Origin of the sequence: uncultured Veillonella sp., assembly GCF_900545795.1 — a bacterium.
Taxonomy (GTDB): domain Bacteria; phylum Bacillota; class Negativicutes; order Veillonellales; family Veillonellaceae; genus Veillonella_A.
Genome location: NZ_URAR01000008.1, coordinates 35,671 through 49,645, shown reverse-complemented (window position 1 = coordinate 49,645; position 13,975 = coordinate 35,671). Strand labels below are relative to the sequence as shown.

Below are 13,975 nucleotides of genomic sequence, written 5' to 3'. Positions count from 1 at the left end.
TGCATTAAATAGGATTATACTTACATTAACAATTTGCATATTTACTATTAATTCAAGGCATAGTTCATTTTGTGAATAGTGCAATCACTTTCTAAAACAATGAGTAAATATGACAAACGCTGACTTGCCTAGTAAGGCAATTAATGATTAGGTTTGTAAGGAGGAATTGTATGAAATTAAGAAAATTAACAGCTGTATTAGCATTGGCTGGTGTTCTCGCTACAGGTACAGCACTAGCTGCTGAGCAAACTCAATTTGCTCCAGATGAGCAATATTATCCAAAAGATCAGCTCATCACTCTTGATAAGCAAAATGTAGCTAAAGGTGAAGGGACTTTATTTGGTAAGTTCTCCTTTACACGTGACCAAGCTTCTAAAGAAGCGGCCATCAAAGAAATCGGCTGGATGACGTTAGAAAAAGGTGCATCCATTGGTCTCCACACACATGGTGTAAATGAAGACACCTATATCATCGTTTCTGGCGAAGGTATCTTCATGGATGGCACAGGCAAAGAAACTGTTGTAAAAGCCGGTGACATTACTATTGCACGCCCTGGTCAAGGTCATGCATTGCGCAATGAAAAGGAAGAGCCACTTGTATTCTTGGATATTATTGCTCAAAATGATACCTATGCGTTAAATCATCCACAACCTGAAAAGAAATAAAAAGTTTAAAATTTAAAAATAGACACTCTATAAAAATAAGGCGGCTTGATAAAATGAATATCAAGTCGCCTTATAGTCAAAATGCTGTAGTTCTTAAATAGAACTACAGCATTTTTTATATGTTCTCTCTTCTTTTTATTTTTGTAAGCTTTGTTGTACTAAAGCTCTTAATTCATTAATTTCAGCCTGTTGTGCTTCTAAACGTGCTTCATACGTTTCTAAACGACCACGAAGCTCTTTATTTTCTTCGCGGATGTTAACACTTGCATTAGGCGCACTGCCAACAGCCCAAGAAATACCAGCATTTACCATAGTGTCGCTATTACCGCTATACGCTAAGCCTGCACTTAAACGTACATCTTCATTCAAGCGATGTGCTACACCTAAAGCAATAGCAGATTCACCTTTATAATAGCCAAGACCTGCATTAATTGCTGTTTTCTTATAATCTAAATCATAAGTGCCATTAAGAGCTGCTAAAGCCGCACTCATTGCACCAGTCTTTTCAATTTTCTTATTTAATTTGGACTCAACGCCACGTAATTGACCTACATTAACGGCATCATTCCAAGCAGTACCATCGGCCACACCATGGATTTGTTGACCATTTACATCGACTAAATCCTTAGTAATTGTTGGGCCACCCGAGATTGTTAATCCACTAGTGTTTGGCGCATTAGTTGGAGCATCTTGTCCTGGTGCCCCTGTATCGCCCTTAGGACCTTGTGCACCAGTTTCACCTTTATCACCTTTAGGGCCAGTTTCACCATTATCGCCTTTAGGACCAGCTTCTCCTTGTGGGCCTTGTGCGCCGGTGTCACCTTTAGGACCAGTTTCACCAGTATCACCTTTAGGGCCAGCATCTCCTTGTGGACCTTGAGGGCCTTGTGCGCCGGTGTCACCTTTTTCACCCTTTTCTCCTTTAAGATCAGGATTTTGGTCAATATATTCTTTATCTAGAGTCACTAATACGCGTTTATCATTATCAGCGCCTACTTCTTGTGCTTTAAGGCCTTCACCAAAATCAAAGGCTAATGTATTTAATGTACCTGTACTGTTGATTGTATTACCAGATTTGTAAGTATCACCTGAAGTAGAGCCACCAGAATAAATTGGCACTACACGGTCTGCTAAGGTACGTAATTGCGCAACGTTAACAGCATCTGTATCAGCAAAACCACCTGCTACATTGATGATGCGGCGATTATTTACGGCAATATCTTTTTTATCATCACCAGAACCTACAGAATAAGCCACATTACCTACAGATACAACACCTTGTGATACATTGAAATCTTCATCACTTAAATACGCTTTATTGTTAAAGTCTGTACTAGGTGCTGCCAAAGAATCTTTACCTAAGGCAACAGAATTATTTAATAACGAACGAGAATGAGAACCTACGGCCACAGAGTCAGATACGCCTTCTAGACGAGAATAATCACCTAATGCCGTATTATTCTTACCACTTACGCGAGAATAGTAACCAAGTGCTGTAGATTGTTCACCACGAGCTTCCGTATAGTGACCAATCGCCACGGTATTGTCAAAAGCTGTACGTGATTGTTGACCAATAGCAATGGCATAATTGCCTTTAGCAATTGCTGCTGGCCCTACGGCAACGGAATTAGAATCATGAGCTTCAGAACCAGCACCCATAGCCAAAGTTTGAAGGCCAAAGGATTTAGCTTGTAAACCAATAGCAATAGAGTTCTTAGTTTCTAAACCTGGTGTAGTAGATACAGTATCATCAATTGGTTGTACATCATATTTTTCACCAATCGTGTAATCTACAGTATAGTCTTTATCTTCTGGTTCAGCTTCTGGTTGTACCACTGTTGGATGTTTCTCATCAGGTTTTCCCACATATGCTTGGCTACCAATAGCAATGCCACTATGAGATGTAGCACTTACATTAGCATTGCCCCCTACAGCAATAGCCTGATTTTGAGCCGCCAAGCTGCCGCCCCCTAATGCGACAGTAACACCACCAATAGCTCTAGCCCCTGCACCAACAGCTGTATCATGAGCATTTTGAGCAACAGAAGATATCCCCATAGCAACTGATTGACTGCCAGTTGCTTGAGAATAATAACCAACACTTGTAGCATGTAAACCTGAAGCTGTAGCATAGCTACCTAAAGAAACAGCGCCTACATTCCATGCTCTTGCGCGCTGCCCAAGCGCTACGGACTGTGTAGCTGAAGCATTAGTATTTGCTGTAGAGCCAATTGCAATCGACTGGCTTCCTAATGCTTTAGTACTACTACCACCAATAGCTACAGCAAAACCAGAAGTAGCTTGTGCACCACTACCGATAGCTACTGTCGCCCCTGCAGTAGCTTTCGCTTTATCACCGACTGCTGTAGCATTAGAATTATCGCCTGTATCCGCCGTAGCACCTACAGCCAGCCCAGTGCCTGTGCCCTTCAATACATTATCTGGATCTGCAGCGATTACATTGCTACTTCCCAATAAACCTGCTGCCACGGCTAAAGCTGCAAAACGTTTCATTTGTTTTTTGTTTAATTCAGTACTCATTAAACATCCTCCTAACTTAATTCTCATCCATTTGTTTTATTAATAAAGAAATTTTACTGTCCAACGTTAATTCATCATTCATTAATTATTTTATTTAATTAATTAACGTTTAACTTATTTATTTTTATCAATATAGTTTTCATGAATTTAGATTACCATAAATTAGTATTTTCATGCAATATTAATCTTGTTTATAAATTTTAATTTTTAAACTTTTATGTTTTTTTATTTAATTTTTCAAGTTTTACATTACGAATCTTTATTATCAGTATTAAAACTCGTCACATCTATACCAAAATTAGACAAAAAATTATCATTACAGGTAAATCCCTATATTAACTATCGATTATTTGTATTTTGCAACCAAAATAAATATATCTTATTTTTCTGATTTAATGATTTTTTAATCATTGTAAAGTAAATATATATACACAGTAAATTTTATGTAAAATCGCACATTTTATTAATTGAATATTATTTTCATCATTCTCTCTATATTTTTTAACAACTAAACTAAGTTGAGATCGATAATACTATATTTGCTATCTCCCCCTCATAAGCACAAAAAAAGTACTAACTTTCGTTAGTACTTTTTATTATTTTTTATCACTCTTTAGCTATATGGTATCTAATTTAATATCTAAAATATTATGCTTAAACTATTATGCTTAAACTATTTCCCTCACAGCACTATCCACTTATAATGCTACCAGTCCTAGTAATTCCTGCTCGCGCATATCAGCAGTCTGTTCCATTTGCTCCATCTTAACCTTTAAAGATGCTACAAATTCTTCATCCTTAATGCTGCCTAAGTTAATCTTTACATTATAAAATGCTGCTTTTACGGCTGCTCTAGCATTAATAACAGCTACAGCACCATCGGTTACAAGCATAGGATTACCTCGTTTAATAACGGCTTCTGCTAAATCAAACAATGACAACGCAGTTTCTCCAATTTTAAAAGGAGCCAATGCCGCCCCTTTACTAGCCCCTTGAATGGCCGCTTGGCGAGCTGTCTTTTCTTCATCAGTATTTTTTGGCAATTTATAGGCTGCCATAATTTCATTAAAAGCGGCGCAATCTTCATCGATCATATCTAAAAAGTCCTGTTTTAGTTGACTCGTTTCCTTTTGAATTGCTTGCATTTCTGCTTCGACTGCCTTAAATTTCTCTTTCCCCAAAGTTAAGTTTGCTACCATTTCAATCAACGCAGCTGCAGAGGATGCCGTTAAAGCTGCCACACTGCCACCACCTGGGGTGGGTTCGCTAGAGCCTGTATTTTCGATAAATGTATGTACTGTTAAGTCTTTAATTGCCATGGTTTTAACTCCTTTTTACTATTTATATAGCCCTATTTATAAAAAGCCCTATGCCATGGCTAACTCGCACCTAGCATAGGGCTTCCATATATGTTTTAGTTCACTCTATCCTTCACTCTATCAGAATTTTTCAAGCTTTTTTCAATGCTTAGAATAAACCTGTAATTTTGCCATCAGTGTCGATGTCCATTTTAAGAGCTGCTGGCGCTTTAGGTAGGCCTGGCATTACCATAATATTGCTAGTGCGGCATACAATAAAGCCTGCACCATTCGCTACACGCACATCTTGTACATTAATAGTGAAATTGGATGGAGCACCTAATAAATCTGGATTATCACTCAAGGAGTATTGTGTTTTTGCAATACATACTGGCAATTTATCTAAGCCCCAAGCTTCTAACTGAGCAATCTGTTTTTTCGCATTAGCCGTGAATTCTACACCATCACCACCATAAATTTTTTGAACAATATGAGTGATTTTTGCTGGAATTGTTTCATTCACATCATACATCATCTTAGCAGGCACGTCAGATTTTTCAATAATAGCCGCTACTTGTTTAGCCATGTCGATACCACCGTCGCCGCCTTTTTCCCAACATTCGTTGAGACTTACATCAACGCCGTATTCGTTACATTTTTTAAGGAGTAAGTCGACTTCAGCTTGCGTATCAGAAGAGAATTTGTTGATAGCGACAAGAACAGGTAAACCATAACCACGGATATTTTCTACTTGTTTAGCAAGATTTACAAAGCCTGCATCAACAGCGGCTACATTTTCTTCATTAAGATCTTGTTTCTTTACGCCACCATGCATTTTAAGGGCACGAATAGTAGCTACCACTACTACTGCATTAGGGAAAATATCACCATAATGACATTTAATATCTAGGAATTTTTCAGCTCCAAGATCAGCACCAAAGCCTGCTTCTGTAACTACAATGTCACCTAATTTTAAAGCTAATTTAGTCGCTAAAATGGAGTTACAGCCATGAGCAATATTAGCAAATGGACCGCCATGTACAACCGCTGGTGTATGTTCTAAGGTTTGCACAAGATTTGGCTTAATTGCATCTTTCATAAGAAGTGCCATAGCCCCTTCACAACCTAATTGATGTACATATACAGGATCACCACTGAGATTAGAACCAATAACAATGCGGCCAAAGCGTTCTTTTAAGTCTTCCAGACTTGTTGCGAGACAAAGAGCTGCCATAATTTCAGAGGCTACAGTAATCATAAAGCCATCTTCACGAGGGAAGCCACATACTTTGCCGCCTAAGCCAACAACGACTTGACGAAGCGCACGGTCATTCATGTCCATAACGCGGCGCCAAGAGATTTGACGCACATCAATATTTAATTCATTGCCTTGGTGCACATGATTATCAATCATAGCAGACAATAAATTATTAGCCGCTGTAATCGCATGCATATCGCCAGTGAAATGAAGATTAATATCATCCATAGGAACTACTTGAGCATAACCGCCGCCAGCAGCACCGCCTTTAATACCAAATACAGGGCCTAAGGATGGTTCACGTAGAGCAACAACTGTATTCTTACCAATTTTATTAAGAGCTTGTGCTAGGCCAATGGACGTAGTAGATTTACCTTCCCCTGCTGGTGTAGGTGTAATCGCCGTTACGAGTACAAGTTTGCCATCTGGTCTATCTTTCAAGCGTTTTAAAATATCTAAGGATACTTTGGCTTTGTAATGACCATATTGTTCCAATTCTTCTGGTAAAATGCCGCATTTATCAGCAATCTTCGTAATCGGTTCCATCTGGTTGGCTTGTGCAATTTCAATATCGCTGTACATGAATATACCTCCTAGTATATATACAAAAGTCTATATACTTATCATACTACATTATTCTATATTCCTCTACTATACATTTGTACTTTCATATGCCTAATTTATATAATATATAGAACTAAAATGACGTAAAAAAATAAGCCCCCTATAATAGGGGACTATTACGTATTACTTAGGACAAAATTTACAGGCACTAAACGCACGATTTACAGAGACTAAGTGCCCAATATCCAAGGATAAAAAAACGCTTTATAGAGACTAAGAATACATGTAACCGAGACTAAGAACATGTTTTACAGGGAACTTAACTCCGCATTTTCTTCGCGAATATGCTCTTTCAAATCATCTGCTGTTACATCATTTTCCCAGCGCGCCACAACTACTGCTGCAATACAATTGCCGGTAACATTACACATAGTGCGAGCCATATCGAGCACGCGGTCCACGCCGAGCAAAATAGCAATGCCTTCTACTGGTAAGCCAAAAGCTGCCGCTGTACCAGCAATTACTATGAGGGCTGCACCTGGTACACCAGCAATCCCCTTAGTAGATACCATTAAAGTCAAGAGCATAACTACTTGTAGCTCTAGTGGGAAGGGGATGCCATATACTTGCGATAAAAATACAACTGCGATAGCACTGTATAAAGTAGAGCCATCTAAATTAAAGGTATAGCCTAATGGCAACACAAAGCTGACTATATGACTTGGAATCCGCGCTTTTTCTAAGCGCTCCATAGCAATCGGCAAGGCCGCTTCGCTAGCTGCTGTGGAAAAAGCTAAGACCATAGGCTCTTTTAGTGTTTTTAGCAAAGGAAACAAATTAGTCTTCGTCACCGCTGACGCCAATGCCACAGTCAACACTAGGAATACAGCGACTGCAATATAAAGGCAAACGACTAATTTAATAAGTGGCATGAGCATCTCAATGCCATATTCACCAATTGTATATGCAATGGCACCAAAAATACCGATAGGAGACACATACATAACATAATGTGTTACTTTAAACATAATATGTGCGACACTTTTAGAGAGGTCAATAATGTGAAGACCTTCTTTACCACTTCCTGCAGCAGCAATGGCGAACAAGCAACTAAAGAATATAATCTGCAGCATATCGCCACGCCCCATGGCATCAATAATATTAGTTGGCACAATATTGACTAACATCTGCACATGATCTAATCCATGACTGGATGCCGCTTTAGTAACCGCCTCATTACTCCCTACATGAGTCATCGTAACGCCTACACCGGGCTCCATTAGATTAACAGCTACTAAACCGACGATTAAAGCTAAGGTAGTAGCCACTTCAAACCATAAAATGGATTTGCCCCCTAGGCGGCCTAATTTCTTAAAATCACCAGTGCCTGCAATCCCCATGACAAGGGAGCTAAAAATCAAGGGCACTACGATCATTTTAATCATGCGAATAAAAACGTCCCCTAATGGCTTAAGTTGAACTGCTATATCTGGTGCCACTGTCCCCACAACAACACCTAGGACCAAACCAATGCCAATCCAAGCAGCTAAACTCAGTTTCTTAAAAATTGCCAATTAACTCACTTCTTTCTCAAACTTCTTGCAAAAATTTTATGATTTATTTTATCAAAATTTAATGCTCCTGACAAACAATCTATAGAAAATTTTATGTATAAATAATACATGATAATTATAATTTTTCCGCAAGATTAAATTTTTATATTCATTTTTTTACAATTTTTATACACCTTCTCAATCACCATTTATTGCTTACTTTTGCGTCTTTTCAAGTATGAGTTTTTAACAATTGTTTGTATCCACGAAACATGATATTATTTATATATATTATTATATCCTATAAATTTAGTAGATTTACATCGTGTCAATGACTAGCATAAAAAAAGTCACATATTCATACATTTTAAAATGCTAGGATACCCCTACGATTAAACCGTAGGATATGAAGTTATGTCTATAACTTTTACCTAAGGAGGTATTGCTATGTATTCTTTATCGGACATCAATCATTACACCTGCACCTCGTACTCTAAGCAAAATGGCCCAGAAGAGCAAGTCCTTGATATTTCACAAGAAGTAGCTTACAAGCTATATATTGAAAATAAATCGATTAGTACACTCATTGCTTCTCCTCATGATTTCAAAGATTTAATCATTGGCTATTGTATCGTCGAAGGCCATGTTGAGGGCCCTGAGGATATTGCCAATATTGTCATGGATAGAGACACCCATCGTATCGATGTAAGCCTCACTCATGATGTAAGTTATTACCAAGATGCGGCACCTAAACCTAGAGCCCCTAAAAACATGGATTTTAAAGTCAGCGCTGATGAAATCTGTAGTTATGGTGGTCTCTTAGACTCCATTACTAAAGCTCATCATACATCTCATGGCGTCCATGAAGGCGCCATTGTAAAAGATGGTAAAGTTATTGCCTATGCAGAAGATGTAGGTCGTCACAATGTGCTCGATCGTCTCCTTGGCATTGTCGTAACACAAAATATTGATACATCGGATAAGATTTTAATTTTCAGCGGCCGCGTGCCACAATCGGTAATTTACAAAGTGAATCGCATCGGTGTTCCTATTATGTGCTCCCGTGCTATGCCTACAGCGCTAGGCATCAGTTTAGCAGAAAAGTACAATATTACCTTAGTCAATGTGCTCCGCCCTGATTCATTTAAATGCATGACTCACAAAGAACGCATTACCGGCTTATAAGATACTAATAACATAACACTAAAAACATATATCTATGACACTAAACACATATATTATATGATATTAAAAGCATATATTGTATGACACTAAAAGCATAGTCATGGTCTGTAAAACTAAATGTATTCAATAGCAAATAAGGCAAAACACATTAAATTAAAAACAAGCAAAAACTCATTAAATAAAAAACAAGAAAAAATACATCAAATAAAAACGAAGGCTCTATGTACTACTTGCCTCTCTCCTAAGAGATTGGCAGTAACATAGAGCCTTTGTTTTATTTATTTTTTAAAATCATCACAGGTACAGTTTCCCCCGCCTCATAGCTGTGTTTTCCTTGATCAAGTTTAGCCAAGCCATTAGCCTGTGCCAAACCTAACAAAGCACTGGAAGTAAACACTCTATTAGGCGTAAACTGCGCCCCCTTTTCATCATAGGTTATCACACCTTGCACATAGCGATCAAAAGGATTTTTCTTATGTATAGTACTCCCCAAGCGAATCGGCACAATAAGAGTGTCACATACACTATAGCCTTGGCACAGCTTTAATATAGGCAAAGCTAACAGGTGAAATCCATTATAAGCAGCAGTTGGATTTCCAGACAAACCAAAACACAAAGTATAATGGGTATCCTTTTGAATAAGTCCTCCAAAAGAAGCCGCTCCTGGCCGCATCAACATTCTTGTATATAACTCTTCGGCCCCTAAGGCTTTGTAAATAGCCGGCATGGAGTCAAATAAACCTACCGATACTCCTCCAGTACTCATGATGACATCCACATCTTCACTAAGAGAGCGAACGGTTTCAATTTCAGAATCTAAGAGCGCCGGATCATCACTCACATGGTAGGTCTTTACTATGGAAAAACCATAGGAGGCCAATAAATTAGTCAGCATAAACTGATTCGAATTATAAATTTGACCAGCCCCTAGTGGTTTATCAAGTGCTACCACTTCACGTCCTGAAGTGAGTACTAATACAGTCAATGGCTTATACACTGCAATGGTGGCATATCCCAGTCCTGCCGCTACAGCTATAGCACCTGCATCCAATGGTGCTCCCGCTTTTATAATCACATCTCCGGTGGCACATTCTTCGCCTTGTGGCACGATATTATCACCCTGCTTAATTTCACCACGAACGACTATGTAGCCCCCCTCTACGTCACAGCGTTCCTGCATAATCATGGTGTCACAGCCCTCCGGAATGGGAGCGCCGGTCATAATGCGTACAGCTTCATCAGATTTTACTGGTGCATCATACGTTTCACCAGCACCGATAAGCCCTACTACCTTAAATCGCTGTTGACCTTCACTATAGGCAATCACATAACCATCATAAGGAGACTTTCTAAAAGGTGGCATATCAGTTTTTGCAACAATATCTTCCCCTAGTACGCGACCTAAGGCCTCACTTATAGGAATATACTCCACAGCTTGTAATTGTCTATGACTTAGTTTTTCGCGCCAAATCTGTTGGCATTCATCTACTGTTATGGCCTTCATATAGTCTCCATCCTTACAAATCAGAGTGGCGTAGCGCCATAGCACTACGCCACTAAGTACAATGTTATTTACAATATACCATACTCCATTTGACTCAATCGTTGCCATTGTAACAAAAGTTAATCAAAAATCTAATTATTTGAAACTCTTAGGCAAAGGTTTCTCGCTTATGTTGAATCAATGCTTTTATAGTATCTTCAGTAACTAAGGTTAATGCTTTTTTAGGACAACCAGTAATGCAAGCTGGCGTACCCGCTTCTGTATCAATGCAAAGGTCACATTTAGTTGCTACAGTGCGCCCATTTTCAAGTGGCGCCATGCGCACGGCCCCAAAAGGACAAGCTAATACACATTCACGGCAACCAATGCAAACATCTTCGTCTACAAAAATCATATTGTCATTGCGCTTAGAAATAGCATTTACTGGACAAGCTTTCATACAAGGTGCATTTTCACAATGGCGACAATGTACAGCAATCTTCATATCAGGCAAGCGATATGCTTTACAGCGAGCTCGTTGTAATGGATCATCTAATTTAACTTCTGTCATTTTCAGACCATGATGAGCCATAATACATTGTCGTTCACACATACCACAACCAATGCAGAGGTCTACGTCACAAAATACAAATTGGTTCATACTTGTCCCTCCTTTGCAGCCCAAGCTTTACGAGCCGTTTGAAGGTTCTTCTGACTTACAATGTTTTGAATCGCATCATCAACATAATAGGTCAAGGCTTCTGTTGGACAATGAGATACACAAGCTGGTGTGCCTTCTTCTGTATGAGCACAAAGGTCGCATTTATTAGCTACTACGCGAACGCCCTCTGCTTCGTCTACAGTTTTCATTTGAATAGCACCAAATGGGCAAGCCATAGTACATTGTTGGCAACCAATGCAGCGCTCTTCATGAAGTAAAATGCTATCTGCCCCTTTTTCTAGAGCGCCTACAGGGCATACTGTAACACAAGGTGCGTTTTCACAATGATGACATTGCACTGTCATAGTCTTAGTTTTAGTTTTAATAACGTGAATGCGTGGGAAAAAGTCTTCACTATCTGGGTCTGTGGTAAAAATACCATTACCGCGATGAGCTACCACACAAGCTACCATACATGTACGGCAGCCAATACAAAGTAGGGGATTTCCTTTTACAAATCGATTCATGCACCGGCACCTGCCTTTACTATACCATTTTTCGCTCTAATTAAAGCATATTGTGACTTCACATATTCTTCTGCTTCCGCTTGATCTTCTAATTTTTCAACACGGCATGCACAGTATTTATATTCTGGTGTCTTACTCTTAGGGTCAAGCTCGCCTAAAGTTAGTTCATTACATGCACCAATCCACCATTGATAGGTCATGTAAGTAGCCCCTTCTTTAGCGCGCTCAGTTGGTAAGCAACGGGTAATTAAGCTGCCACGACGAGAGCGAACGCGAACCAAATCACCTTGTTCAACGCCTAAAGCTTCACAATCTTTTGGATTCATAGCAATCCAGCCAGGCTCATCTTCTAATTGGCGAAGCATGCGACAGTTACCAGTCATAGTACGAGCTGAGTAGTGACCTACTTCACGTACTGTACAGAAGGACAATGGATATTCTTCATCTACATCTTCCTTAACTGGTTGATAATCAGTAAAGACTAAATTACCACGCCCATCTTTAGTGGCAAATTGGCCACCTTCATGGAGGAACATAGTCCCTTTATCCTCCATACTTTCATCATAGCAAGGCCATTGTACCCCACCAAGCGCCTCAATTTTAGCATAGGTGGCACCAGTAAATTTAGGTGCTAATTTACGCATTTCATCCCAAATTTCTTCTGTATTATTGTAGTGCATTGGATAGCCCATAGCTGTAGCAATAAGACAGAGAATTTCCCAGTCAGTTTTTACGCCTTCCGGTGGTTCAATTACTTTGCGCACTCGTTGGAAACCACGGTCACAACAAGTGAAGATAGCATCATGTTCACCCCAAGCAGTGGCTGGTAAAATTACATCTGCATATTCAGCAGTACGGTTCATGAAAATATCTTGTACAATAACAAAGTCTATTTTCTGTAAAGCCTCACGTATTTCGTCTAAGTTAGGATCTGATTGCGCAGGGTCTTCACCAATAATATAGTATGCATGAATCTGTTTCTTAGGGTCTGTTTCTTCCAATACATATTCTGGCACTTGAGTTAATTTCATCCCTACATTAGGTGATAGTTTAACGCCCCAAGCTTCTTCAAATTTTTCACGTACTGCATCATCAGTTACAGATTGATAACCAGGATATACATCAGGTAAAATGCCCATATCACAAGTGCCTTGTACGTTATTCTGACCACGTACAGGACCTACGCCAGTTGCATAATGACCATAGTTACCAGTTAGCATAGCTAAATTAGAACAAGCGGCTACGCTATCTACACCTTGGAAGAACTGGGTAATGCCCATGCCCCAAAGAATAATAGAATGCTTAGAGGAGGCATAGATTCGAGCTGCTTCGCGAATTTGCTGTGCTGTAACGCCCACTAAATGAGCTACCTCTTCCGGTGCATAGCCTTTTAACTTAGGTACATATTCTTCAAAACCATTTACATGTTCTTTGATAAACTCTTCGTCATATAAATGTTCATCAATAATTGTATATGCTAGTGCATTTAACAATAATAAATTAGTACCACCCTTTTGTTGTAAATGAATATCGGCAATACGGGCTGTTTCTGAAATCTGAGGGTCTGCACAAATAATCTTAGCCCCTTTAGCCTTAGCTTTTACAATACGGCGCGCTACGATTGGATGTGATGTAGCACCATTGTAACCAATATTCAAAATTACTTCCGCATCTTCAATTTCTGGCACACTAACAGACATGGCCCCTTCCCCAATAGTCTGTTTCAAACCTGCCACAGATGCAGCATGACAAATGCGGGCACAGTGGTCCACATTATTAGTGCCCACTACAGCACGCATAAACTTTTGAGTAATATAACCTGCTTCATTACCAGGACCTCGAGCAGAACCAGCTGCCATAACACAATCTGGACCATACTCTTTAATAACTGCTTTGAGTCGATCCGCTGTATACTTAATTGCTTCATCCCAGCTTACTGGTTCTAATTCACTACCCTTACCGACCTTGCGAATCATTGGCTGTGTAATACGACGAGTTAAAATCTTAGGATCATTTAAATAATCCCAACCATAAAAACCTTTTAAACATAAGCGGCCTTCATTTGTTCGCCCAGGAGCTCCCTTCGCTTCAATAATGCGATTGGCTTTTTTGTCGACAGTAAACTCTATCTGACAACCTGAACCACAGTACGAACAAACAGACACAATTTTCTCATAGTTAGTTTGCATATGGCATCCTCTCATTCACTTGAATCGCTTTCACTATATACCTAATCCTAT

At 39.3% G+C, this 13,975-nt stretch carries 10 protein-coding genes; 2 read left to right on the top strand and 8 right to left on the bottom strand.

Annotated features, from left to right (window positions below):
* The first annotated feature begins 170 nt into the window (after positions 1-170).
* Positions 171-665 (top strand): cupin domain-containing protein, encoded by a 495-nt coding sequence (locus QZR90_RS05255; protein ID WP_295789560.1) that lies wholly within the window; start codon positions 171-173, stop codon positions 663-665.
* Between the two features lie 135 nt (positions 666-800).
* Here QZR90_RS05255 and QZR90_RS05250 read toward each other — a convergent pair whose 3' ends face one another.
* The 4 genes from QZR90_RS05250 to QZR90_RS05235 all read right to left on the bottom strand — a co-directional run bounded on the left by QZR90_RS05250 (position 801) and on the right by QZR90_RS05235 (position 7,900).
* On the bottom strand, positions 801-3,206 hold the full coding sequence (locus tag QZR90_RS05250) for a YadA-like family protein (RefSeq protein WP_295789557.1): 2,406 nt from the start codon (positions 3,204-3,206) through the stop codon (positions 801-803).
* Between the two features lie 698 nt (positions 3,207-3,904).
* On the bottom strand, positions 3,905-4,525 hold the full coding sequence (locus QZR90_RS05245) for a cyclodeaminase/cyclohydrolase family protein (protein WP_295789554.1): 621 nt from the start codon (positions 4,523-4,525) through the stop codon (positions 3,905-3,907).
* Between the two features lie 148 nt (positions 4,526-4,673).
* Positions 4,674-6,344, bottom strand: a complete 1,671-nt coding sequence (locus tag QZR90_RS05240) for a formate--tetrahydrofolate ligase (protein ID WP_295789552.1) — start codon at positions 6,342-6,344, stop codon at positions 4,674-4,676.
* 290 nt (positions 6,345-6,634) lie between these two features.
* Entirely contained in the window at positions 6,635-7,900 is a 1,266-nt protein-coding gene (locus tag QZR90_RS05235) for a dicarboxylate/amino acid:cation symporter (RefSeq protein ID WP_295789549.1), read from the bottom strand.
* Positions 7,901-8,326: 426 nt separating this feature from the next.
* Here QZR90_RS05235 and QZR90_RS05230 point away from each other — a divergent pair, with 426 nt between their 5' ends.
* Positions 8,327-9,064 (top strand): formate dehydrogenase accessory sulfurtransferase FdhD, encoded by a 738-nt coding sequence (locus QZR90_RS05230; RefSeq protein WP_295789547.1) that lies wholly within the window; start codon positions 8,327-8,329, stop codon positions 9,062-9,064.
* A gap of 274 nt (positions 9,065-9,338) precedes the next feature.
* Here QZR90_RS05230 and QZR90_RS05225 read toward each other — a convergent pair whose 3' ends face one another.
* The 4 genes from QZR90_RS05225 to fdhF are packed head-to-tail and all read right to left on the bottom strand — an operon-like array spanning position 9,339 to position 13,924.
* Positions 9,339-10,676, bottom strand: coding sequence for a molybdopterin molybdotransferase MoeA (locus tag QZR90_RS05225; RefSeq protein WP_295789544.1), 1,338 nt, complete (start codon positions 10,674-10,676; stop codon positions 9,339-9,341).
* 40 nt (positions 10,677-10,716) lie between these two features.
* Positions 10,717-11,208, bottom strand: a complete 492-nt coding sequence (locus tag QZR90_RS05220; protein WP_295789541.1) for a 4Fe-4S dicluster domain-containing protein — start codon at positions 11,206-11,208, stop codon at positions 10,717-10,719.
* Positions 11,205-11,735: a 4Fe-4S dicluster domain-containing protein gene (locus QZR90_RS05215; protein WP_295789539.1), complete on the bottom strand. Its 531-nt coding sequence runs from the start codon at positions 11,733-11,735 to the stop codon at positions 11,205-11,207. The genes QZR90_RS05220 and QZR90_RS05215 overlap by 4 nt, the downstream gene beginning before the upstream one ends.
* Positions 11,732-13,924 (bottom strand): formate dehydrogenase subunit alpha, encoded by a 2,193-nt coding sequence (fdhF, locus tag QZR90_RS05210; protein WP_295789537.1) that lies wholly within the window; start codon positions 13,922-13,924, stop codon positions 11,732-11,734. Before fdhF ends, QZR90_RS05215 begins: the two co-directional genes overlap by 4 nt.
* Between the last annotated feature and the right edge of the window lie 51 nt (positions 13,925-13,975).

Excerpts from the sequence above, each read along its gene's own strand:
- QZR90_RS05230 (WP_295789547.1), top strand. The coding sequence starts at position 8,327 with ATGTATTCTTTATCGGACATCAATCATTACACCTGCACCTCGTACTCT.
- QZR90_RS05215 (WP_295789539.1), bottom strand. The coding sequence starts at position 11,735 with ATGAATCGATTTGTAAAAGGAAATCCCCTACTTTGTATTGGCTGCCGT.
- QZR90_RS05250 (WP_295789557.1), bottom strand. The coding sequence starts at position 3,206 with ATGAGTACTGAATTAAACAAAAAACAAATGAAACGTTTTGCAGCTTTA.
- fdhF (WP_295789537.1), bottom strand. The coding sequence starts at position 13,924 with ATGCAAACTAACTATGAGAAAATTGTGTCTGTTTGTTCGTACTGTGGT.
- QZR90_RS05245 (WP_295789554.1), bottom strand. The coding sequence starts at position 4,525 with ATGGCAATTAAAGACTTAACAGTACATACATTTATCGAAAATACAGGC.
- QZR90_RS05225 (WP_295789544.1), bottom strand. The coding sequence starts at position 10,676 with ATGGCAACGATTGAGTCAAATGGAGTATGGTATATTGTAAATAACATT.
- QZR90_RS05220 (WP_295789541.1), bottom strand. The coding sequence starts at position 11,208 with ATGAACCAATTTGTATTTTGTGACGTAGACCTCTGCATTGGTTGTGGT.
- QZR90_RS05255 (WP_295789560.1), top strand. The coding sequence starts at position 171 with ATGAAATTAAGAAAATTAACAGCTGTATTAGCATTGGCTGGTGTTCTC.
- QZR90_RS05240 (WP_295789552.1), bottom strand. The coding sequence starts at position 6,344 with ATGTACAGCGATATTGAAATTGCACAAGCCAACCAGATGGAACCGATT.